Source organism: Streptococcus symci (assembly GCF_006385165.1).
In the GTDB taxonomy this organism is placed as follows: domain Bacteria; phylum Bacillota; class Bacilli; order Lactobacillales; family Streptococcaceae; genus Streptococcus; species Streptococcus symci.
In genome coordinates, this window is record NZ_VFJA01000002.1 from 213,403 (window position 1) to 237,499 (window position 24,097).

Genomic DNA, 24,097 nt, shown 5'->3' on the forward strand with positions numbered 1-24,097 from the left:
TTAAAATGAAAGACAATTTGAAAAAAATCCATACTTCCACTATAACATAGACAAGCTACTTTGACTAGCATTTTCACTTGAATCTGAGGCCTTTTGGAAAATAATTTTTCAAAACATTTCCAGTCACCTTAGCAAAGCCCAAGCCATTTCCTTTAACCAAAACTTGGTACCAACCATTTGGCAGACTTTCCGCCAATTGAACAGTTTCTCCAGCCACATACTTTACAAACGCTTCTTGGTCAATTTCAACTGACTGCTTGACCTGACTCGGTTTCAAGGCTAGACCAAGAGCAAAACTAGGCTCAAAGCGTTTCTTCTTAAAGGTACCCAGATGCAGGCCATTCCGAGCAATCTTGAGTTTCCCTAAATCTGGTAAGAGTTCTGGCAGGAGATAAAGCTGATCTCCAAACGTCTGCAAGATACCCGATAGATTAACCTTCAGGTGGTTTTGGGCAAATTCCTGCCACAAGGCAACTTGTTCTCGGCTGAGATTGCTCTTACTTGCCTTACATTTAGGTGCTGGATTTTCACCTTTAAATTGCAAATGGGCTACAAATTGCCCCTCTCCCTTAAAATGATGTGGGTACATACGAGCCGTTTCTGTCAGGTCAATTCCAGCTACCATTCCATTGATATGCTCTACTGGCAACAAATCAAAATTATACTCTTCCAGCAACCACTTGACGATCTCTTCGTTTTCCTCAGGTGACCAGGTACAAGTCGAATAAACCAGACGACCACCTTGAGCTAACATGGTCACCGCATCCTCTAGAATTTCTCTTTGCAAGCTAGCACATTGACTTGGATAATCTAAGCTCCAATAGTTCATAGCATCTGGCTGCTTACGAAACATTCCTTCCCCAGAGCAAGGAGCATCAAGGACAATGAGGTCAAAATAGCCTTTAAAGACCTTAGCCAAGCGGTCGGCAGATTCATTAGTCACTACGACATTTGTCGCTCCAAAGCGCTCCATGTTTTCTACTAAAATCTTAGCCCGTTTGCTTGAAATTTCATTGGAAACAAGGAGACCCTCCCCTGCTAGATAGGCTGCCAGCTGAGTTGATTTTCCACCCGGTGCAGCGGCCAAATCCAAAACCTTCATACCAGGACTGGGCTGGGCTACCTGAGCAACCATCTGAGCAGCAGGTTCTTGCGAATAAACTAAACCAGTAGCATGCTCAGGCGATTTCCCTGAAACCTTCCCATAGTGGCCCCAAGGGGTTTGAGGAATAGCATCAGGAAAGGAAACTGGCGCCTCTTTTAAAGGATTGACCCGAAAAGCCGAAACCGCTTCCTCCTCAAAAGAGGCAAGAAAATCTCTTGCCTCATCTCCTAGTATCTCTTCATATTTTTCAACAAATCCTTCTGGAAATTGCATTTAAGTTCTTTTCCTTTCGTAAATATAGGACTGAATTTCCTCCTGCATCTCAAGAGGTAACATCATGACCGGCTGTCTAGTTTGAAAATCAAGCGGTTGACCAGAAAGGGTCACAACCCGATAGCCCAGACTTTCCCCCAAAATACTTGCTGCAGCATAATCCCATGGTTGCAGATAAGTGATATAGGTCAACAAACGCCCTGACAAAATCTTGACAAAACTAATGGCCGCACTCCCATAGACACGAACACCGAGGACCGCTCGACTCAAATCAGCCAGTCCCCATTCATTGGTTTCCAGCATACCACTATTCCCTGCAATAAGGAAATCTCCAAGTGGTTTTACTTTAAAGGGAGCTAGGAGCTGGTCATTTCGACAGACTGGAAACTTACCACCACCGTGATAACAATCCCCTTTGACCACATCATAAATCAGCCCAAACTGTCCCTGACCATTTTCAAAATAAGCCATCATAACAGCAAAATCTTCCTGCTGGGCTACAAAATTATTGGTCCCATCAATGGGATCAATGACCCAAACCCTGCCCTCTTGAACCGAGGCTCGCAGACAACCTTCTTCAGCACAAATCTTATCTTCAGGATAACGAGACAAAATCTCACCAACCAATAGCTCCTGAACTTCCTTGTCCAGTTTGGTCACCAAATCTGTTGGAGAGGACTTGATTTCAACACGCAAGTCTTCCTGCATATGGTCAAGGATGTACTGGCCCGCTCTCTTAACAAGCTCTTTGGCAAATTCAAATTTACTTTCCAAGAGAAATCTTTCCTTCCCCTTTTTCCTTGGCAGCCTGAACTGCTCGATAAAGTGAATAGCCACTAACTGTTTCAAATTCTCGTCCCAAACGTTTCTCTTCGCTCTTACTTGGCACGACCGCTTTGAATCCCTTATAGGAATCCAGTAACTTTTTAGCCTCTACCTTGCCTTCATAGGCAGCTTCAACATCATTAAAAAAAGAAAGCACTGAAGCAAGTTCTTCAGTGCTCCACGACAAATCTAGTGGGTAACTATACTGTTTGTTCATTAACTAATACCAGCTCTCATTCTTGCTTCTTTTAGTTCTTGCTTACGGTAACTACGAGGGAGAAAAGCACGAATCTCATCTTCATTAAAACCAATTTGCATGCGTTTGGCATCGATGATAATTGGACGACGCAAAAGACTAGGATACTGCTCAATCAAATGAAGCAATTCCGATACCGAAATACTTTCTACATCAATATCTAATTTTTGAAAAATTTTTGAACGAGTTGAAATGATGTCATCAGTACCATTTTCGGTCAAGGAAAGAATATGTTGCAATTCTTTTCTCGTTAAAGGACTGGTCATAATATTGTGTTCCTCAAAGGGAACCTTATGTTTTTCTAACCAGGCCTTTGCCTTACGACATGAAGTACAGCTCGGTGATAGAAATAGTGTAATCATGCTTTTCTCTTCTTATCTATACTTTGCTAATTCTATTATACAAAAAAATAAAGCGCTTGACTAGAGATTTTTAGAAAAAAAAGCCTATTTTTTCAAGAAAAATAGACTGTTTGCGAACGATTAACTCTTTTTGGATTTGATTAATTCATTCTTGACAATCATTTCGAATCACATACCTAACTTATTTACTCAAAATAAGAATATCTTTAGCATTACTTCCTACGACTTTTCAGGTATAGAAAACCAAAGAAGCTCTCATAGAGGGCAAAAAAGAGGAGGAAGGCATGAAGGAAAAAGGTCTCTGGCAAAATCATAATAACAGGATCCTTGGCTGGATCAAAAAGCCAGGTATCATCTCCCACAAAGAGAATTTGATGGAAAAGGGTAAAGAATTGGTCAAAACCAATCAAAACTCCCCCAAGACCAATCAGCAAAGGCAAGACTACTAGAGCTAGGAGACTTTTATAAAAGAGAGACAAAAAGCCCTTTTTCACAATCCCTTTGACAAAGAAATAGAAACTTGGCAGTGTCACTAGAGCTACTAGCTGCACCAAGTGAAAGAGGTTCTTGACCACCGCAAAGTGGTGCAGACCAGCTGCTGACGAACGAAAATCAGGCATCTGCAAGTCCTGACTAAAAGGATTGGTCAGGTAATCCATCAAGATATGAAAGTTGTACTGAATGGTTTCTGGTTTTAGATAAACTCGATCTGTTAAATTCAGCCACTGAATTTCCAGCGGATAAAAAATCCAAGCTAGATAAATAGTCAGAAGGATTGAGAGGGACAGAAGAAAGACCATAGAGCCCCAAAAAGTCAGTTTAGTTTTCATCAAAATTCCACTCCGCAAGGCTAGAAACCACATGAGTCGGTGCGATTGGTAGGTCTGCTACTTCTTCCGCCTTGGTAAAACCTGTTGTCACCAAGAGCGTTGGAATGCCATTGTCAATCCCTGCTCGGATATCAGTCAAGTAGTTATCCCCAACCATAATCAACTCTTCACGTTCCAAGCCTAAGTGCTCAACCGCCTTGTCCATAATGATGGCATTTGGTTTCCCAATATAAACAGGCTTCACTCGTGTTGCCACTTCAAGAAGGGTAATCAGTGAACCAGCACCAGGCAAAAGACCGCGCTCTGTCGGGATGTTGAGGTCAGGATTGGTTCCGATAAAGTGGGCACCTTTTTGAATAGCCAGAGTTGCTGTCGCAAATTTTTCATAGTCAACTTGCCAGTCCAGGCCTACTACCACATAGGCAGGGTTTTCCTTCTTTTCCACATAACCAGCCGCCTTGATGGCTTCCTTGAGCCCTGCTTCTCCGATAACATATACCGTCTTTTCAAGCCCCAAATCGTTCATATAGTCAATGGTTGCCAAAGTCGCTGTGTAGACAGTCGATAGGGGCGTATCGATATTAAAATTCTGAGCCAACATTTCCTGAACACTCTCAGGAGTACGAGTCGTATTGTTGGTCACAAAAAGATAGGGGATATCCCGCTTTTGCAATTCATGGACAAAAGCTTCTCCTGCTGGAATTCGATCTTTCCCCTTATAAATGGTTCCGTCTAAATCAATTAAATAGCCTTTATATTTCATCTATTTCTCCCTAATCCTTCTTCATTTCTTGCCAAGTGATGATAGCTTGGGCATTGGTAGCACCGTCGCTTGTAATCTCATGTTTGCTTTCCAGTCCAGTCCGTTCAACAGCCGATGTAATCACCCCACCTGGTCGAACTTCCTTGACATACTTGAGATTGATTTTCTTGGGAATATATTGGGTCAAAAAATCTGCTCCCATTACCTCAAAAATCCAGTCCAGATATTTACTGTTATTAACATGACCATTCATATCCAAGTCGTAAAAACGAACATGGTAATCCTTGCTGACCGGCTCTTCCAAGGACTCATACTTTGGCCCACGGATAAGTTTTTTATCAAAATCAGACTGGTAAGGAGCCACAATCTCAGGTTCAACAGCATGGACTTTTCGACTATCTCGATCCATGAGAACAAAGGTCGCCATCATGTGGATGAGTTCTTGACCTGCTTCATCATAGATAGTGAAACGACGGTAGCAAAAGAGTCGATTGTAGCTCAGGGCTTCCGTCTCGATAGTGATTTCTTCCGCAAAACGAGGCAAACGAACCACCTCAATATCATAGTCTGTGATAATCCAGACAAGATTATAGTCTTCCAAAATGGTCTTATCACTAACTCCCAACTCAATAGACTGCATCCCTGAAACTTGCAGGGACAGCAAAATCACATCTGGAAGCTTGATATGACCGTTCATATCAGCCATATCAAAAGGAATTTTCATTTTCATTTGATAAGTTAAGCCCATCATCCTACTCCAAAATAAATCGTTCTGCTACGGTGTCTCCTAAAAAGAGACCTCTTTTTGTCATGCGAACTCGATCACCGTCTAGTTGCATGAGACCTTGTTGAACCAAGTCTCTGACGATTTCTCCATAAATTCCATCAAAAGACCGCCCAAATTTTTCCTCAAATCGCGCCATGGAGACTCCTGATTTCTTGCGAAGCCCCAGGAACATTTCTTCTTCCATTTGCTCCTTTTGACTCAGGTGCTCTTCTGTGATGCGCGCATTGCCTTCCTCAACCGCACTGAGATAATGACGAATCGGGCCGTGGTTTTTATAGCGAACACCATTGACATAGCCAGATGCCCCAGCACCGATGCCATAGTATTCAGCATTGTCCCAGTACATGAGGTTGTGGCGACTTTCAAAACCAGGCTTTGAGAAATTGGAAATCTCATAATGCTCAAAACCAGCTCGCTCCAGCTCTGCGATGATATATTCAAACATCTCAGCTTCCACTTCCTCCTTAGGCAGAGGCAACTTCCCTCGTCGCATACGGTTCATAAAGACCGTATGATTTTCCAAAATCAAGCTATACAAACTCATATGAGGAATATCCAGCCCAATAGCCTTAGCCACATTTTCCTTGACCTGCTCCATGGTCTGACCAGGCAGTGCATAAATCAAATCGATGGAGATATTGTCAAAACCAGCCAGTTTCAGACGGTCGATATTTTCATAAATATCCTTCTCCAAATGACTGCGCCCAATCTTTTTCAGCATCTTGTCATCAAAGGTCTGCACACCTAGCGAAACACGGTTGACAGCCGAGTTTTTCAAAACAGCAATCTTATCCGCATCCAAGTCGCCTGGATTAGCCTCAATAGTCAACTCTTCTAAAACAGACAGGTCCAAGTTTTTAGTCAAGCCCTTCAATAGCACCTCTAATTGAGAAGCTGACAAAGCTGTCGGTGTACCACCGCCGATATAGAGGGTTCTCAACTTTTGAATATCATAAGATTGAAACTCTTCTAACAGATGCTCTAAATAGCTATCTACCGGCTGATTCTTGATAAAAACTTTTGAAAAGTCACAATAATAACAAATCTGGGTACAAAACGGGATGTGCACATAGGCTGACGTTGGTTTTTTCTGCATAGTACTTATTATACCACAAAGACAGGCTACGAGAAAAAAAATCACCATCCCCAGATACATAGTCCGTCCAGAGATGGTGATGATTTATTCTTCTGTTATGTCAATAACAATCTCTTCTGATTCATCAAGAGTTTCGGCCTTTTCTTGCCATTGCTCCTTGAGATTATTGAATCGATCTTTTGATGCTTCTGTCGCTTGACGAGCACATGATTTGGCTTGGGCAAGGACACTGTCCACAGTGATTTCACCTGACTCAACCTTTTCTTTGGTTTTAAGAACAAAATCTGTAGCCTGCTCCTTGACTTCTGTCAGTTTTTCACAGACCTGCTCCTTGGCATACTCTGGATCTTCTCTCAAATCATCTAGAAAATCTTGAGCTTGACTGCAAACTTGTTTGCCCTTGTCACTTGTTAAAAACAAGGCAAGAGCTGCACCTGAAACGGTTCCTAAAAGGATTGAGGATAGTTTACCCATAAGAATTCTCCTTTTTTATTTTTTGAAAAATTTACTTGCGGCACGTAGAGCTGACAGACTTGCCCCAGTCTTGAGTGTTTTTGAACCAGCTGATGAAGCTTTCTTGCTCAAGACACGCGCATGGTCATTGAGGTCGGAAACAGATAAAGATAAATCTGCAACAGCACTAAAGAGTGGATCAATCGTTGCCACCTTGACATTGATATCATCTGCCAAGACATTGACCTTAGCCAGCAATTCATTGGTATGATGCAAGGTCACATCCACATCTGAAGTCAAGGTTTTAATCGTCTTCTCTGTTTCATCGATCACACGTCCAAGCTTTTGTACAGTAATGATTAGATAGACTAAAAATACAATCAAAGCAAGGGCTACAAGAATATATGCAACTTCTAACATTTAGTTTTCCTCCTCTGAAATATAGTAAGGGGCCTTCTTTCGATTTTGATATAGAATGATAAAAATACCCAGTCCGATAAGGACAACTGATAGCCATTGAGACACTCGAAGACCAAAGAACATGAGGCTATCTGTTCGCATGCCTTCGATGACCATACGACCGAAACCATACCAAATCAAGTAAAAGGCAGTGATATGACCTCGTCTGAGGCTCTTCCATTTTCGTCTAAAAATCAGAATCAAGGCAAAGCCAAGCAGATTCCATAAAGACTCATAAAGGAAGGTCGGCTGACGGTAGCTCCCCTCAATATACATCTGGTCACGGATAAAGCCAGGTAGATAATCCAGATTATCCACTGCTGCACCATAGGCTTCTTGGTTAAAGAAATTGCCCCAGCGACCCAAACTTTGGGCAATCATGACGCTAGGCGCCGCAATATCTAGAAAATCCCAAGTATTGATGAGTTTACGATCAGCAAAAATATAGAGTACAAGGGCACCAGTTATCAAACCACCGTAGATGGCCAAACCACCATTCCAAATGGCAAAAATCTCTCCTAAGTTTTGACTATAGTAATCAAAACGGAAAATAACATAGTAGAGACGTGCTCCTAAAATAGCCAAAGGAAAGGCTATCAAGATGAAATCTAAAATATCGTCTGGTATGATCTTCTTTCTAGGTGCTTCTTTCATGGTCAAATAAACCGCAAGAATCAAGCCTGTCACAATACACAATGCATACCAACGAATGGCTATAGGGCCTAGATGAATAGCAATTGGATCAAGCATTAGGCACCTCGTTCTGAGCAATGAGATTTGTCAAACGTTCTTCGAATAAACGCGTCGCATCAAAGCCCATTTCCTTGGCACGATAATTCATGGCAGCTGCCTCAATCACAACAGAAATATTTCGACCAGTTTTAACCGGAATACGGATACGAGGAATGGATACGCCAGAAATTTCAAGTTCCTCGGCATTATTTCCAAGACGATCAAAAGTCTTATGCGTATCGTAATTTTCCAGGTAAACGGCTAGCTGGACTTGTGAAGAATCCTTGACCGCACTCGCACCGTAGAGACTCATAACATCGATAATCCCAACACCACGAATTTCAATCAAGTGTTTCAAGATTTCAGCTGGTTCACCCCAAAGAGTAATCTCATCCTTGGCAAAGATATCGACACGGTCATCAGCTACCAAGCGGTGACCACGTTTGACAAGCTCTAAACCTGTCTCACTCTTACCGATACCACTATCTCCCTGAATCAAGACACCCATTCCATAGATATCCATCAAGACACCATGCACACTGGTCCGTTCTGCCAAACGAGAATCCAGATAACTAGATAACTCTCCAGACAAACGACTAGTAGCTGTACGACTGGTTAAAATGGCAATCTTACATTCTCTGGCTGCCTTTAACATTTCCTCTGGAACTACCAAACCACGAGCAACAATGACCGCAGGTGTCTCAGGTAGAAACATTTTTTTCAAGACTTGGTAACGATTGTGAGAGGACATCGAAACAAGATAGGACCACTCCTTCATTCCCAAAAGTTGGATTCGCTCAGGCGTATAATAGTCAAAATAGCCCGTCATTTCAAGACCAGGTCGCGTAATGTCCGCAGTATTAATTTCCTTTTCAAGTAATTCTGGTTCGCCATAGACAATGTCTAGTCTAAGCTTTTCAATCACTTCTTTTACTAAAACCGACATCATTTCCTCCTTCAAATGAGTTCTTCTCTCTATTATATCAAATTGTAGGAGGATATTTGAGATTTTTGCAGGCTTTGGAGTATTTATTTATACTCAATGAAAATCAAAGAGCAAACTAGGAAACTAGCCGCAGGTTGCTCAAAACACCGTTTTGAGGTTGTAGATAAGACTGACGAAGTCAGTCACATATATAATCCAAGGCGACGTTGACGTGGTTTGAAGAGATTTTCGAAGAGTATTAAAAGAAAAAGGACTAGATTTCTCCAGCCTTTCATTTCTAATTAGAATTTTTTACGTTTACGAGCTGCTTCTGATTTACGTTTACGTTTTACAGAAGGTTTTTCATAGAATTCACGTTTGCGTGTTTCTTGAAGAGTACCAGCTTTAGTAACCGCACGTTTGAAACGACGAAGTGCGTCGTCAAGAGATTCATTCTTACGTACTACTGTTTTAGACATTTTTTTCACTCCCTTCAAGTTCAAGATCTATTCTATTTTACACGTAAAAGTAATAATTGTCAAGAAAAAATCCGGTTTAATTTTAATTTTTTCTTCCATTTATACAAGTCTTGAAAGCATTAAATAGAAAAACTGAAGGGTGCTGCTTTTTTATTTTTCTAACAAGCTGAGCGCTTCAGCATCTGCAATAATCGTCACATCTGGGTGGTTTTGTAGGCTACTTGCTGGTAGACTCTCAGTCACTGGACCAGACACTGTTCCGGCAATGGCTTCTGCTTTTGATGCACCGTAAGCAAAAAGAATAATAGACTTAGCATCCAAGATATTTTTAATCCCCATTGAAATGGCTTGGGTTGGAACATCTTCAATCTTGTCAAAGAAGCGAGCATTAGCTTCAATAGTAGACTGGTCAAGTTCGACTAGGTGTGTTTGACTGTCAAATGGAGTGCCTGGCTCATTAAATCCGATATGTCCATTGCGACCAATTCCCAAGATTTGAAGGTCAACTGGATGGTCAGCCAAAATTTGATTGTAGCGTTCTACTTCTTCTTCAGCATTGTCCTTAACCCCACGAGGCAAGAAACTTTCTTTAAATGGTTTTTGGTTGAACAAGTTTTCTTGCATGAAGTGACGGTAAGACTGAGGATTGTCGCCATCAAGGCCTACATACTCATCAAGGTTGACACTGGTTAGATTTGAAAAATCAAGGTCACTCTCAACAATTTCCTTGTAAAATTCAAGTGGGCTACTTCCTGTCGCAAGTCCTAGGGTTTGAGCGCCGTTGGCCAATTTTTCCTTCAAAATCTCAAAAGCAACTTTTCCACCTTCGATTTGGTTTTCAACTTTAATAACTTTCATCTTTTTATCCTCCGTTTCAATCTATATTTATTATATGGTATAGACCAATTTTTGTCAAGTGAAAACGATTTAATTTTCAAAAAAAGAGCGTCCAAACTTGAAACATGTTATAATGGATAAGATTAGAACTTAGAAAGAATGAACAGATATATGAATACAGCTGATTTTGATTTCCACTTACCCGAGGAATTGATTGCCCAAACGCCCCTTGAAAAACGAGATGCTTCCAAACTCCTCATCGTCAACCGTGAGACGGGAGAAATGCAGGACAAACACTTCCACTCTATTATTGATATGCTGGAACCTGGTGATGCCCTTGTTATGAACGACACCCGCGTTCTCCCTGCCCGCCTCTATGGTCAAAAGGAAGAAACAGGAGGCCATGTGGAACTTCTCCTGCTCAAAAATACTGCTGGAGACGAGTGGGAGGTTCTGGCTAAACCTGCCAAACGCCTCAAGGTTGGCACTCGTGTCAGCTTTGGTGATGGTCGCCTCAGCGCTGTCGTTACGGAAGAATTGACTCACGGGGGCCGCATTGTCCGCTTTGAATACCAAGGAATTTTCCTAGAAGTTTTGGAAAGTCTGGGAGAAATGCCTCTACCACCTTATATACACGAAAAACTGGATGACCGTGAACGTTATCAAACCGTTTACGCCAAGGAAAGTGGCTCTGCTGCAGCACCAACTGCTGGACTGCACTTCACCAAAGAACTGCTGGCAGAAATCCAAGCTAAGGGTGTTCATCTGGTCTATCTGACTCTTCATGTCGGGCTCGGAACCTTTAGACCCGTTTCTGTGGATAATCTGGACGAACATGAAATGCACTCAGAATTCTATCAACTTTCTGAGGAAGCTGCTGCCACCCTTCGATCTGTTAAAGAAAATGGTGGTCGTGTCATCGCTGTCGGAACCACTTCTATCCGCACCTTGGAGACTATTGGTTCCAAGTTTGATGGGCAAATCCAAGCAGATTCTGGCTGGACCAATATCTTTATTAAACCTGGCTATGAGTGGAAGGTCGTAGATGCCTTCTCAACCAACTTCCACCTGCCAAAATCAACTCTGGTTATGTTGGTTTCTGCCTTTGCAGGTCGTGAATTAGTCTTAGATGCCTACCACCATGCCATTCAAGAACACTATCGCTTCTTTAGTTTTGGCGATGCCATGTTTATCTATTAATTTTCACAATCAAAAAAGCGCATATTATCAAGGTTTTATAAAGCCTGATATTATGCGTTTTGTAATGAATTAAAAATTCGTTAGTCTGTTCTCAAACTCGGATCTTTCAAACTCTGAACACTGGCATTGATCACTGCTCCGACAATCAAAATCTTAGCGATGAGAATAAACCAAAACATCATAACCACCACGACGATGGAACTGAAGAAACGGACGTCCACTAGGTGATTAACATAGTTGTTGACATAGACTGAAAAAATATTGAGCAGTAATACCAGAGTCAACAAGACAAAGGTACTACCTGGTAATACATTTCGAATTCGTCGCACCTTAACATTGGGCAGGAAATAATAAATCATAACCAAGATGGCAAAAATCAAGGCATAGACCAAGGGGCCTGTCAGGTCTTGCAGATAAGCAAAGAGAGGACTATCCGATTGCCAGTAGCTTTTGATAAGGTTGAGGAGCATGCGACCAAAGACACTGAGAAAGAGAGCTAAAGCAAAGAGAATCTGCAAGCCAAAACTGACTAGTAAACTCATCAATTGCTGATAAATTAAACCTCTACTCTTAGCTACTCCGTAAGCTTTATTAAAGGCTTTCTGTAGGAAATTCATGGATTTTGAAAAGGTCCAGAGGGCTGACAAAACCGCAAAACTCAATAAGCCTGTTGACGGTTGGGTCAGTACTTCTGTAATAATTTTTGCGACCACATCATACATGGTATCGGGCAAGAATTCATTGACAACCTTTAAAAAATTAGAAACTGGAATCTGAAAATATGGGAGGATATTGACCACCACCAAAAGCAGGGGGAAAATCGAAATCAACCAATAGTAGGCCACTGCGACGCTGGTCAACTCACTATCTGATGCTTGATAATAATGCAAAAAAGCTTTTACTAAAGGCTTGTCTATCAGCTCTTTCCACCACTTCTTCATGTCACACTCCTTCACTTACAATCTTGATTAATTTCTTCTTACCAATTCCATCATATCATAAGGCAGAGTATTGGCAGCTTCCTTCAGAGAATAGTTCTCTAAGTTATTCACATTTTGTCGTAATTTCTTGGCATACTTGGCCGTAATCAATCGTTTTTCTTCGTATTCGAAAATCAACTTGCGCTCCAGATAATAGCCTCTCAGCATTTCATCGATATTGTTGGGCTTGACGCGATTGATAACCCGTTCGACAAAGGCACCACTGGTGATGATAGCTGTTTCTCGGATACGAGAATCCTGCATGAAGCTGATTAAAGAACTCTTATAAACCCCTTTAAGGTTCTCCAGACTTTCGATAATCATCTCTGTATTTTCTAGATAGAGCTCTGCAATTTGGTCATAGTCAAGAGCTCTGAGTTTCTGCGATTCTTCATTTTTCCAACTGCGGAAGGTCTTGCCAAAGGTAAAGACTTCATGAAGGAGAAAACGTAAAATCCGCAAGGAGACAAGGAAGTAATAGGTCAATCTTGAAGCAAACTTGCGATTGATACCTTGTTCCATGTTTTTCAGATAACGTTGGTAGACCCTATAAGCACGCTCACTCATCTTGCCTTCTTCATAAGCCTGTTCCAAACCATCACTTTCAATACTGAGGATGAGAAGTTTCAAGGCCTCCCAGTCTTCTTGAGCCCCCTTATTTTCTTGATTCAGGATAAGGTTCTCTATTCGTCCATGGTAATTGTCAATAGCCGCATAGAGAGGGAGCTTATTTCTGGTATCTTCCAACTCTTTTTCCAACTCTATCGTTACTTCATTCAAAATGGCGATATGCATGAGATAATCCTTGCTTTCTTCCTGTTCATCAGAAAGATGAGGCAAGACCAAGAGACCTGTTAAAAAGCTGACAAGCGTCACACCTGCGACGAGGAAAAGCAAGAGAGGATACTCCTGCTCTAGATTACTTGGTATCAGAAGAATCGTAGCAATCGACACCGTTCCCTTTACACCTGAGAAGGTCAAAAGAAGCATGTCCTTCATATACTTATTTAGCTTTTTCTTGAGACGTCTAGTCCTATAGGCATAATAGCCATAAATCATGACAAAACGAATGGCAAAGAGGACAAAGGTAAGGGCTATAAGAGATACCAATAACAGTAAGGGATTATAGATTGGATTGGTCAAGATAGGCTCTGCTATCATTTCCAACTCCATCCCTAAAATCACGAAGACAGAACCGTTGAGCATAAAGTTCACTGTATGCCAGACCGTCTCAGTCACCGTATCCACTTGGGCTTCGAGGAGCGTAATTTTCTTAAATCGGCTTGCCTTTAAAATGCCAGCAACCACAACAGCAATAATTCCTGAAACATGGACTTCTTCTGCCAGGAAGAAAGTCACCAGAGGCAAACTCAATTCTAATAAAAGCTCGCTAGCAATATCTGTTGCTCTCACACTTAGCAAGAAGGTGTGGAGGAAACGGTTGGTCATGGCTGTTAAAAAGCCAATTAAAAAACCGCCTAGGATTGAAAAGATGAGCGAACTACTCGCTTGCCCAAGGGAAAAGGCTCCAGTTGTCCAGGCTGTCAAGGCCACCTGGAAGGCAACCAAGCCAGAAGCATCATTCAAGAGTCCCTCCCCCTTAAGGATATTGGACACGCGCTTAGGAAAGCTAAAGCGCTCTGAAAGAGAGGCAAAGGCAACCAAGTCTGTAGGTCCAAGGGCTGCCCCAACAGCCAAACAAGCTGCCAAGGGGAGGCTGAACCAAAGAAGATGGGCCAAACCACCCAAACTCAGGGTCGAGATGAAAATCACTGGAAATATGAGATAAACAATGATTCGCCAGTGTTTTAAAATAGCTGTAATGTCCGCTTCTTCCGACTCTCGAAAAAGCAAGGGACCAATAACCAGTGCCAAAAACAACTCTGTATTGAGGTGAAAGTCGGTATTGGGTAAAAAGAGACCAATCACAATTCCCAAAAGAATTTGCACCAAAGGTAGAGGCAAAAAGGGCAGGAGCTTATTGGTTGTACTAGAGACAATCAAGACCAGTAAAAATAGGATGAGGTAAATCAGTAATTCCACGCACAACCTCCTTAATCTTTTTTACAACAAGATTCAAAAATCTCCTTCTGCTCTTTGATTTTTTGGTCAATCTTGGAACAATCCTTGTGCTCAATTTTTCTCTGGCACCGTTCCATTTCAAGAGCAACTAATTTTTTCTTGATTTTAAGCATTTTTTTGCTCATATGTGCTTGATCTAACACCCCCACCGCTCGTTCGTGGTGGGTTGATTCAACAAAATTCTGGCGCATGGCATCCAGCTTTTCACGTAGGTATTGTTTATCCATGTCTATATCTCTCTAATTTTTCAATCATCACTAAAAATGGTGGGTTGTTGACTTGGTTTAAAGTTCGGTAAATGGCAGCTGTGTACTCTTGTTGGTTCAACTGACTGACAAAATCCAAGACAGCATCCCTCTCGAGGTCGCCTCCTTCATGCCCATAGTAGATCATGATGGCAATCCGTCCCCCTTTGACAAGCAAATGACACAGCTTTTCTAAGGCTTCAATCGTTGTCTGAGGTTGGGTAATGACAAACTTATCAGCTGACGGCAGATAGCCCAGATTGAAAATTCCTGCCTTGGCTTCTGTCACAAACTGGTCCAGTGTCTCATGGCCTTGCAAGATTAACTGGGCATTTGTCAGGCCAGCTTGGTTCAAACGCTCTTGCGTCTTTTCCAAGGCTTGCTCCTGAATATCAAAGGCATAGACTTGCTTAGCTAGCTTGGCTAGAAAAAGCGTGTCATGACCATTTCCCATGGTTGCATCCACTACGATATCATCCTGAGTTACAACCTCAGCTAAAAAATCATGTGCCATTTCAAGTGGTCTTTTCATTTTCAAACTCCTGTTTTACAGCCTTGCATCCTTGAACGCTTCCACGACGTCTCATTTCAGTTTCAATAGCATTTAGAACTTCCCATTTATTGAGGCTCCACATCGGCCCAATCAGCATATCTCTAGGTGCATCTCCCGTGATTCGATGGATGACGATATGTTTGGGAATGATTTCCAGTTGGTCACAGATGACCTTAACATATTCGTCCTGACTCATCAGTTGTAAGCGTCCCTCATGGTAATCCCGTTGCATACGTGTATTTGTCATGAGGTGAAGCAAGTGCAGTTTAATTCCTTGAATATCGTTATCCGTAACACAGCGGCGGACATTTTCAATCATCATCTCATGGGTTTCACCAGGCAAACCATTGATCAAATGGGAAACAATCTCAATTTTTGGATATTTCCTCAAACGCTTGACCGTTTCCACGTACAATTCATAGGAATGGGCACGGTTAATCAGGTCAGAGGTTGCTTCATAAGTAGTCTGCAAGCCCAATTCAACCGTCACATGCATGCGCTCCGACAACTCAGCCAAATATTCGATGGTTTCGTCTGGTAAACAGTCTGGCCGTGTTCCGATATTGATTCCTACTACACCTGGCTCATTGATGGCCTGCTCATAGCGTTCCCGAATGATTTCCACCTTTTCATGGGTATTGGTAAAATTCTGAAAATAAACCAGATACTTCTGAACATCTGGCCACTTGCGGTGCATAAAGTCAATTTCCTTATAAAATTGCTCACGAATAGGCGCATCTGGTGCCACAATGGCATCTCCAGAACCGGAAACCGTACAAAAAGTACAGCCCCCATGAGCCACAGTTCCATCACGATTGGGACAGTCAAATCCCGCATCAATAGGGACTTTAAAGGTCTTTTCTCCAAAGAGTTTTCGATAATAATCATTCAAGGTGTTATAAGATTTCATAACTTTCATTATAACAAAAAACAACCACAATCTCAAAAGCCTGACTTTCCTATAAATTCCTCTGTTTCTCGTTTCCATTAGCGATTTTTTATGATACAATATGGATATGATTTTAATGAAATTAGCATCTATTTTATTATTGATACTGACCTTAGTAGTCTGCATTATCATAACCAAACTTTTTAGATTAAAAAAACTAGGACGAAACTTTGCGGATTTGGCTTTTCCAGTCTTGGTATTTGAGTATTACTTGATTACAGCTAAAACCTTTACCCATAATTTCCTCCCTAGACTAGGCCTAGCCCTCTCTCTCCTAGCCATTATTCTCGTTTTTTTCTTCCTTTTGAAAAAACGTAGCTTTTACTATCCTAAATTCATCAAATTTTTCTGGCGTGCAGGATTCTTATTAACCCTTGTCATGTATATCGAGATGATTGTTGAATTGTTCTTAATGAAATAATTGAATCCCTAAACATTTTCTAGGGATTTTTGCTTTCTCTACAAAATAAGGTAGATAATAACACTATACAATTTTATACAAAGAAAATCCCTTAGAAACTTATATTCCAAGGGATTTATCTTCTATCTAAGACAAGAGTTTCTCTCCACTCTTTAATGATAACGAAAGTATCAAAATTTCTAGTCTTCTTTTTTACCTTTAGTGGCTACTAATCCTGCACTCAAACAGAGTAGAGCTAAACCTGCTGCTACTGTTTCTTGGCTTGTCACACTACCTGTATTTGGTAACTGGGCTTTATTAGTTTGACTAGCTTCACTTGGAGCAATTGGTTTTGTTTCTGCTTTTTCTGACACTTGTGGTTTTGTATCTACCGGCTGTACTGGTTTCGTTGTTTCACCAGCTGTACCGACTTCTATGATGCGATCCTGAGCCATAACTTTATCATAGCTATCCTTTTCAGTTCGCTTACCATTTTCAACCTCGATTAAGTGAACACGGACTCCTTGTTTTCCTTCTTGAAGAACACGGGTTTCACCTAGATACAACTTATCAGACTTACGTTCCTGAACCTTGAAATCGATTGTTTCTTCTTCTAAGATAAGCTCTGGGCGATTCAGAACAAGATTTTTCACTTCGTCTTCTGGAAGAGAGGTGCCTGGTTTGGTTCCAACTTCCACGATACGATCTTCTGCAGCGACTTTATCGTAAGTTTCTTTAAGTTGGCGTTTTCCGTTTTCCACTTCGATCAAGCGAACACGGACTCCTTGTTTTCCTTCTTGAAGAAAACGGGTTTCACCTAGATACAACTTATCAGACTTACGTTCCTGAACCTTGAAATCAATGGTTTCTTCTTCGACCACAAGTTCTGGTCTGTTAAGGACAAGATTCTTCACTTCATCTTCTGGAAGGGCGGTGCCTGGTTTCGTTCCAACCAAGACGATGCGGTCTGTCGGTGCCTCTACCACTTCATGGAATTTTTCTTCCTTACTTCCATCAGAATTAATTGCTGTAAAGATACGTTCCTTACCAACTTTTCCTTCTTGTTCTACACGAGTCTCACCTAGATAAAGTGTTGAATCTTTTTTCTCAACTGTCTTGTAGGCCAAATCGTTTTCAACAAATTCAAGTTTTGGAAGTTCCTCCTGTACAGCAGCAACTGTCTTCTCAGAAACTGGTTTTTCCTTAGTCAACTGGATACGGTATTCCTTAACTTGTTTTCCACTTTCTGAAACGAGGCGAACAAGTACTGGAAGGCTGTCTTCTCCACTATCTACAACTGTTGAAGCTACTTGATTGGTTTCTTCAACTGAGACTTTTGGACGTTGACCTTTATAGGTAATTTGATAATCTTGACGATTTTCAGCGAAATCAGGAAGTTCTTTTCCATCTACAAGAATCTTCGATTGAGTACTTTCTTGAGGCAATTCACTTGGTGCAAGGAAGGTCATCTCAATCATCGCAACACCGCTCTTATCTGCTTTACGCTCCATACGCCATCTCATGGCTTTAGCTTTGACAGCTTTAAATGTTACGTTGATTTCATCACCAGCTGCAATGTCTTTATCCACACGATAAGGAACAGCTTCCCAATTTTCTGGATTGTTAAATGGATGTCCAGATTCGTAAGCTTGGTAGTTTGAATAGTAGGTTGGCACTTCAAAGTCTGGACCGACATAGCGCTCTAAAACAAGTTTAGAAGGCGCATCCGTACCACTATCTGCAAAGAAGTGAAGTTTGGCTTGCGCAACAGTCCGTTCGACAATCTTACCATTTTCACGGAAGATCACACCTGCTGATACTTCTGGATTAGAAGATGGCGTTTTAGACCAGTTTGTCCAACGACGATTTTCAGAGTAATCTCTATCATTGATATAGTCTACACGGTCATGAGAACTGTCGTCAATATCATTAGTTGCTGAAGCAAAGGCCTGGTTACTGTTTTCATCATAGTTAGGGTTATCTGAAAGAGCCTCACCAAGTTTGTCTGTCACTCTTACAGTGAACTCAGCAGTAAGATTGCTACCAAGGACACGACCTCGAACAATAAATTGACCTGCTTTTGTCAGATTTTCTGCTGGAACTTTTTCCCATTCAACTGCCAAGTCTTTTGTTTCGTAACCGTCTTTACCTGTGAAGTAAACTGGAACCTTAGTTGGCAATTCAAGTGGTTGGCCTAGTTGCAACAAGCGAGCTTGTTTAACTGCAGCAACTGGTTTACGAGAAAGTAAGTCTTTATTCTTAGTGAAGTGCAGACGGTATTCTCCTAAGATGTCGCCATTTTCAGCTTTCGCGATGACACGAACTGGCTCACCTTCACGAACGCTTGGAACGACGGTAGCGAGACCATTGTTGCTAACACTTGCTGTGACTGCGGGAACTTTTCCATCTACAGACTCAAGGTAGTAGTCTGTCAAATCAGGGTTGAAGTTTGCTAAGTCTTTACCGTCAACTTGGATTCTTGTTTGTCCTTGTTTGGCTGCCGCAACCTGTTTCGCAAAGATTTGTACTTCTGTGATAGACGTTCCACGCTTATTATCTGCTTTAACCATGCGAATGCGAACAGCATAAGTTTCAACTTTATCAAAGCTAAAGTGATTCATTTCTCCAGCCGTAAGTTGAGCAGGGGCTTTTAGATTTGTAACAGGTTTCCAGTTAGCTGGATCGTTAAATACATGGTCTTCATTGGCTACAAAGCTAGGGTTTTTAGGAGCTGTTGGAACAGTCTTACCAACATAATACTCAATCACATAAGATTTCGGTGCACCGACTCCATGGTCTTCGTGGAATCCGACACTTAGATTATCAACGGAGCGTTTGCTCAAGATACCTGAATCTCCGAATAGGACACCGACTGAAGCTTCTGGATTACTACGATTCCAGTTTGTCCAACGATTGGCTGGTCGGTCATTAAAGGAAATCAATTTATCGTTGACATTTGAAACAGGGTCGGTTGGATTTGAATCTGAAGCAAAGGCAAGTGGCAATTCTGAACCGGTCCATTGGTCAGAAATGTTTGCACCTTGCTCAGTTTGAGCAGATACGCGAACATGAAGTTTAGTTGTTAATTGAGTACCTTCTAAGCGACCATTAACTGTAAAGACACCTTCCTTAGCGTATTGCTCTGGACGAATCGCATCCCATGCAACCTTAGCTGATGAAACGTGACCATTTGAATCATATGTACGAACGCTTTCTGGTAATTGTGGTGCTTCTGCGATTGGAGTTGTCACACTAACTTCTTCAACTGAAACGATACCTTCTACAGATACTTTAGCACGCGCTTCCAGGTCAGTTCCTTCAACTTTACCTAACACTTCAAAGCTTTGATAGTGGTCTAGTTTTTCTTTCGGAATAGCTTGCCAAGTGACTTTGTGAGCTTTAGGGAAACCTTTGTCATACTCAACCGTTACTGTTGACGGAAGAGTAGGTTCTTGGTGTAAATCTGTCACTACATTTACAGGACGGATGGATTGCGCAATCTTCTTCTCAGTATTTGCTTGTATAGTGAGATTGATTTGACCTGTAGCACCCTCATATTCAGCTTTCAGAGTAAGTGCTCCTGGTTTATGCAACTCAAGCATTCCTTTTCGGACTACAACTTCCCCTTCACCACTTGTAGAGAAGCTCACCTTATCAGCTGGTAATACAGCTTGTGTTCCGTCCTGATAATGAGCGAGTACAGATAATTTCACTGTTTGGTCTTCTTTAAGACCGTCAGCTTGTTCCACTTGCAAGCTCAAATGAGCAATTTTTGGTGCTTCTTCTAGGAATTGAATCGCATAGGTTTGAAGAGGGCCACCATCTTTAGGCTGAACAAAGATGCTCGCACGCATGCCGTTTGCTGCGCTTGCTTGAAGAACTGTAACATCAGCATTTTCAGCACTTGCTGTGACTTCTGGCAATTGGGCACCATAAGCAAGAGTGCGGTATTGCATTGGTTGTTGACTAGTAAGCCCTGTTACTGCCTCACCACCAACAGTAACAGTTGGCACTACAGGTGCTGCAGCTTTTCCTTCTTCTACCACAAGGGTTGCATGAATAGTTTCTCCAGCTAACTGACCAGTCATTTGAATACGTGATCCAGCTACTGAAAGTTTGGCTTTATCTGCTTCCGCAATCTCCCAGCTATCTACTTCATACTCTTGTACACTTCCATCGGTTACTAGTATTGACACATATTTATCTACAGTATTCAAGTCTGCTCCTGGAGCAACACGTTTAACTGTTGGTAATTCTTTCGCAATTGCTAGAACCTCGACACGAGCCTCTACCTCACGTCCATTTGCTGTACCTTTAGCAGTCACAACTCCTGCTTGACTAACATCGACTTGAGACCAAGTTACTGGAAGTTTTTCACGACTACCATCGCTGTATACAAAACCTACTGTTTTCGGCATTTTTGGATCTTTACCGATTAATGTACGAACTCTTGCTACTTCTGTCCCCAAAACAGTCTTTTCTTGTCCTTCTTTTTTACCAGTAAAGACAGTTACTTGACTAGATTTCAAGAGATCTGAATGGGCTGTCAGCGTGAATTTACCTGCTTGTTCAGTTGATTTGACAATGGCAACACCTTTACCATTAAATGCTTTACGAATCCAAGAACCATCTGCTTGCGCCTTATAGCGTTCACGGCTGGCTTGTTCCCCATTATCGACACCGACAAGTTGGCCTTGTCCGTGTAATTGGAAGCGAACCAGATTATTGGCAGTTGGTACTACATTCCCTTGGCTATCAACGATTTCGTAATAGATGTATGTCAAGTCTTTTCCATCTGCTGCGATTGCATGATCTTCTTTGATAAGACGAACAGCCGCTGGCTTACCAGCAGTCGTAATCTTATCTCGAGCAATTTCCTTGCCAGATTCATCACGAGCAATTGCTTCCAAGGTACCTGCTTGATAAGCAACTTTCCATTCAAGATAAAGTTCATTAGCATTAGCACCTTCTTGGTAAGTGCGTCCATCGCTAGTTTGTTTTTTGTTGAAAGTCTTAAGACCAAGAGATTTTCCATTCAAGAACAATTCTACACTTGCAGCATTAGAATAAGCACGTACAGGGATTTTATTTTCCGCGTCTGCTACATTGTCTATCAACTCTTTGTTTTCCCAGTTCCAGTGAGGAAGAAGGTGAACCATTGGTTTTTTCTTTGCAGAAATCCATTGACTTTGGTAAAGATAAAAGTCGTTTTTTGGAATACCTGCAGTATCTACGATACCAAAGTAAGAGCTTTTAACTGGCGTGTTGTTTTGGTTGTGCCATGGAGTTGGTTCACCGATATAGTCCGTACCTGTCCAAATGAATTGACCAGCATAGCCAGCATTGTCACGGTCAAATGTCCATGAAGCAGTTGCCGTTTTACCCCAACCAACACGGTCATTTCCATAATCTGACTGTTCATAGTTACGCCATGACTGATTACTTTGTACCCACTCACGCTCTGGGTGGAAGTAACTTCCTCTTGTACGCGTTGCTGAAGATGTTTCTGACCCATAAATCAACCAGTTTGGATGCTTAGCTCTAAGGGCTTTGTAATTATCTTCAGAGTAGTTAAATCCAACAGCATCGAGTTCATCAGCAATTTTTTCATGCCCACCGCTACCATTACCGAAACGGAACTTATCTGCTCCCATGGTAACATAACGAGTTTTATCAACATCCTTGATAACTTTGACTAGACGTTTAACAGTCGCTAGAGAATGAGGATCCCCATTTGCTTCACCGATTTCATTTCCGATTGACCACATAAAAACAGCGGGATTATTTTTGTCTCTCTCTACCATAGTACGTAGATCGTAGTCAGACCATTTTTCACCTTTTTTAGCCTCAGGATGGGTAGCATCTTTTTCAAAGAAACGTCCATAGTCATAAGGTTTCTTTCCGCCATACCAAGTATCAAAGGCCTCTTCTTGAACAAGTAAGCCAAGTTCAGCTGCAATCTGTAAAGTCTGAGGACTTGCTGGGTTGTGAGTCGTACGAATCGAATTCACCCCCATTTCCTTCATCTGTTTCAGTCTACGGTACTCAGCCTTGTAGTTTTCTTCTGCTCCAAGCGCTCCGTGGTCATGGTGCAAGGAAACTCCATGGAATTTAATGCGTTCACCATTCAAAGAGAAGCCCTCATTTGGAGTCCAGTTATAATATCGGTAACCAAACAGATCTTTCTTAGCATCAACTAATTGACCGTCCCGGTAAACACGTGTAACTAATTCATACAAGGCCGGTTTGTCATTTAAAACCGTCCAGAGTTTTGGTCTTTCAACTTCTAAAATCGCATCAAGACTAGTTACTTCATGTGCTTTCAAGGTACGGCTCTCTGTACGTACTAGACCTGTCACAGCCTGACCACCACGTTCAACGATTTGATATTCTGCTACAAGTTGATGGTCTTTGTCGTCCGTATTGACAATTTTACTAGTCACATGAGTTTCAACCTTGCCGTGTTGCTGTTGTTCAAGTTTTGGTGTTAAGATGGTTGTCCCATTTTTCTCAACATGAACTTTATCTGTCACTTGTAAAGTCACATCACGATAAATACCGCTACCTGAATACCAACGGCTGCTTGGTTGTTTGTTGACTGCATGAACAGCAATTACATTCTCACGTCCATCTTTGTTCAAATAGTTAGTGATGTCATATGAAAATTGGTTATAACCATTTGGGTAATGACCCACTAACTGACCATTGACATAAACTTGAGAATCCATGTAGACGCCATCAAAAGTGAGGCGAACATTTTTCTTGAGATCTTTTTCATCTAGTTTGAAAGTCTTGCGATACCAAGCTTCCCCACCGTTAAGCTGTCCACCTTCATTTTGTGCAGGAGATTCATGATCAAAATCGTTAAAGATACTCCAGTCATGCGGTAAATCTAATTTTTTCCACGTAGATACATCTGCATCCGGTTTAATGGCTTCTTTAGAATTCGCATTGAGTTTAAAGTGCCAATTTTGGTTAAAATTCACTTTTCTGTCTTCAATCATTTGATTGACTTCTTCATTTGTCACAGCTTTAACATCTTCCTTGAGCGGTTTTTCTTGACTTGAAGCTTGTGATTCTATCTTTGGAGCTTTTTCCTCTTTTGGAGTTACTGCTTTATCTTCTTTCTTCTCAGATGAAATAGACTCAGTGGCACTAGGTTGTTTTTGTGCTGTACTTTCAACTATATTTTTAGTTTCCAAAGCTTGATCAACCTTTTCTTCTACTATCGGTTTTTCCTCTTTAGGTTTCTCAGCAGTACGAGTAATAGGTGTTTCATCCGCATTAACTACAGATTCTCCAGCTATATTTCCTGCGAATAGAACTGCACAAGTTCCAATCATTACTGAGCAAGCTCCTACAGCAAATTTACGAATGCTATAGACTCTTTTCCGATTCCAATGGCTTTTTTCCATAAAATCCTCCTTTTAGTAATCGCTTTCATTTTTATGTAAGCGCATACTTTTAATAGTCTTTTACCCTTATTTTATTAAATAATATAGGAAT

General features: G+C 41.5%; 22 protein-coding genes. 2 read left to right on the forward strand and 20 right to left on the reverse strand.

The genetic code is table 11. The features are described from left to right. Window positions 1–73: 73 nt before the first annotated feature. The 14 genes from FJN11_RS05700 to FJN11_RS05765 form a co-directional block, all read right to left on the reverse strand. Window positions 74–1,378, reverse strand: coding sequence for an RsmF rRNA methyltransferase first C-terminal domain-containing protein (locus FJN11_RS05700; RefSeq protein ID WP_049493324.1), 1,305 nt, complete (start codon window positions 1,376–1,378; stop codon window positions 74–76). Continuing rightward, a complete protein-coding gene (locus tag FJN11_RS05705; protein ID WP_049493323.1) occupies window positions 1,379–2,152 on the reverse strand; it encodes an inositol monophosphatase family protein in 774 nt (257 codons plus the stop codon). Further along, window positions 2,142–2,420 (reverse strand): UPF0223 family protein, encoded by a 279-nt coding sequence (locus FJN11_RS05710; protein WP_001041974.1) that lies wholly within the window; start codon window positions 2,418–2,420, stop codon window positions 2,142–2,144. Before FJN11_RS05710 ends, FJN11_RS05705 begins: the two co-directional genes overlap by 11 nt. Further along, a complete protein-coding gene (locus FJN11_RS05715; protein ID WP_000631254.1) occupies window positions 2,420–2,821 on the reverse strand; it encodes a Spx/MgsR family RNA polymerase-binding regulatory protein in 402 nt (133 codons plus the stop codon). Before FJN11_RS05715 ends, FJN11_RS05710 begins: the two co-directional genes overlap by 1 nt. Window positions 2,822–3,033: 212 nt before the next feature. Further along, window positions 3,034–3,651 carry a TIGR01906 family membrane protein gene (locus FJN11_RS05720; RefSeq protein WP_140224276.1) on the reverse strand — a complete coding sequence of 206 codons (618 nt, stop codon included), beginning with the start codon at window positions 3,649–3,651 and terminating at the stop codon, window positions 3,034–3,036. Continuing rightward, complete coding sequence (locus tag FJN11_RS05725) at window positions 3,641–4,414, reverse strand: TIGR01457 family HAD-type hydrolase (RefSeq protein WP_140224277.1); 774 nt, start codon at window positions 4,412–4,414, stop codon at window positions 3,641–3,643. Before FJN11_RS05725 ends, FJN11_RS05720 begins: the two co-directional genes overlap by 11 nt. Before the next feature lie 10 nt (window positions 4,415–4,424). Then, window positions 4,425–5,162: an acyl-[acyl-carrier-protein] thioesterase gene (locus FJN11_RS05730; RefSeq protein WP_140224278.1), complete on the reverse strand. Its 738-nt coding sequence runs from the start codon at window positions 5,160–5,162 to the stop codon at window positions 4,425–4,427. Between the two features lie 4 nt (window positions 5,163–5,166). Then, complete coding sequence (gene hemW, locus FJN11_RS05735; RefSeq protein ID WP_140224279.1) at window positions 5,167–6,297, reverse strand: radical SAM family heme chaperone HemW; 1,131 nt, start codon at window positions 6,295–6,297, stop codon at window positions 5,167–5,169. 84 nt (window positions 6,298–6,381) lie between these two features. After that, on the reverse strand, window positions 6,382–6,771 hold the full coding sequence (locus FJN11_RS05740) for a YtxH domain-containing protein (RefSeq protein WP_140224280.1): 390 nt from the start codon (window positions 6,769–6,771) through the stop codon (window positions 6,382–6,384). A gap of 15 nt (window positions 6,772–6,786) precedes the next feature. Next, window positions 6,787–7,170 carry a DUF948 domain-containing protein gene (locus FJN11_RS05745; protein ID WP_140224281.1) on the reverse strand — a complete coding sequence of 128 codons (384 nt, stop codon included), beginning with the start codon at window positions 7,168–7,170 and terminating at the stop codon, window positions 6,787–6,789. Continuing rightward, entirely contained in the window at window positions 7,171–7,959 is a 789-nt protein-coding gene (gene lgt, locus FJN11_RS05750) for a prolipoprotein diacylglyceryl transferase (protein WP_125851772.1), read from the reverse strand. Further along, a complete protein-coding gene (gene hprK / locus FJN11_RS05755) occupies window positions 7,952–8,887 on the reverse strand; it encodes an HPr(Ser) kinase/phosphatase (protein ID WP_000115154.1) in 936 nt (311 codons plus the stop codon). Before hprK ends, lgt begins: the two co-directional genes overlap by 8 nt. Before the next feature lie 281 nt (window positions 8,888–9,168). Beyond that, window positions 9,169–9,345 (reverse strand): 30S ribosomal protein S21, encoded by a 177-nt coding sequence (gene rpsU, locus FJN11_RS05760; RefSeq protein WP_000048054.1) that lies wholly within the window; start codon window positions 9,343–9,345, stop codon window positions 9,169–9,171. 150 nt (window positions 9,346–9,495) lie between these two features. Further along, window positions 9,496–10,203, reverse strand: a complete 708-nt coding sequence (locus FJN11_RS05765) for a glucosamine-6-phosphate deaminase (protein ID WP_140224282.1) — start codon at window positions 10,201–10,203, stop codon at window positions 9,496–9,498. 150 nt (window positions 10,204–10,353) lie between these two features. On the opposite strand from FJN11_RS05765, the gene queA reads away from it, so the two are divergent. Then, entirely contained in the window at window positions 10,354–11,382 is a 1,029-nt protein-coding gene (queA, locus tag FJN11_RS05770; protein WP_001090137.1) for a tRNA preQ1(34) S-adenosylmethionine ribosyltransferase-isomerase QueA, read from the forward strand. Between the two features lie 80 nt (window positions 11,383–11,462). On the opposite strand, the gene FJN11_RS05775 is transcribed toward queA, so the two are convergent. From FJN11_RS05775 to mnmL, 5 genes are read right to left on the reverse strand one after another with little or no spacing between them, the layout of a single operon-like run. Beyond that, complete coding sequence (locus FJN11_RS05775) at window positions 11,463–12,323, reverse strand: YihY/virulence factor BrkB family protein (RefSeq protein WP_140224283.1); 861 nt, start codon at window positions 12,321–12,323, stop codon at window positions 11,463–11,465. Window positions 12,324–12,350: 27 nt separating this feature from the next. Then, window positions 12,351–14,405, reverse strand: coding sequence for a cation:proton antiporter (locus tag FJN11_RS05780; RefSeq protein WP_140224284.1), 2,055 nt, complete (start codon window positions 14,403–14,405; stop codon window positions 12,351–12,353). 11 nt (window positions 14,406–14,416) lie between these two features. After that, the gene (locus FJN11_RS05785) at window positions 14,417–14,671 is read right to left on the reverse strand and encodes a hypothetical protein (RefSeq protein ID WP_000361085.1); all 255 of its coding nucleotides are present in this window, start codon (window positions 14,669–14,671) and stop codon (window positions 14,417–14,419) included. Beyond that, window positions 14,664–15,221 carry a tRNA 5-(aminomethyl)-2-thiouridylate-methyltransferase MnmM gene (mnmM, locus tag FJN11_RS05790; RefSeq protein WP_049493307.1) on the reverse strand — a complete coding sequence of 186 codons (558 nt, stop codon included), beginning with the start codon at window positions 15,219–15,221 and terminating at the stop codon, window positions 14,664–14,666. The genes FJN11_RS05785 and mnmM overlap by 8 nt, the downstream gene beginning before the upstream one ends. After that, complete coding sequence (mnmL, locus tag FJN11_RS05795; RefSeq protein WP_049486757.1) at window positions 15,205–16,161, reverse strand: tRNA modification radical SAM protein MnmL/YtqA; 957 nt, start codon at window positions 16,159–16,161, stop codon at window positions 15,205–15,207. Before mnmL ends, mnmM begins: the two co-directional genes overlap by 17 nt. Before the next feature lie 91 nt (window positions 16,162–16,252). Here mnmL and FJN11_RS05800 point away from each other — a divergent pair, with 91 nt between their 5' ends. Further along, window positions 16,253–16,612 (forward strand): DUF3397 family protein, encoded by a 360-nt coding sequence (locus FJN11_RS05800; RefSeq protein WP_004269933.1) that lies wholly within the window; start codon window positions 16,253–16,255, stop codon window positions 16,610–16,612. A gap of 179 nt (window positions 16,613–16,791) precedes the next feature. On the opposite strand, the gene bgaA is transcribed toward FJN11_RS05800, so the two are convergent. Further along, window positions 16,792–24,006: an LPXTG-anchored adhesin/beta-galactosidase BgaA gene (bgaA, locus tag FJN11_RS05805; protein ID WP_140224285.1), complete on the reverse strand. Its 7,215-nt coding sequence runs from the start codon at window positions 24,004–24,006 to the stop codon at window positions 16,792–16,794. Window positions 24,007–24,097: the final 91 nt, after the last annotated feature.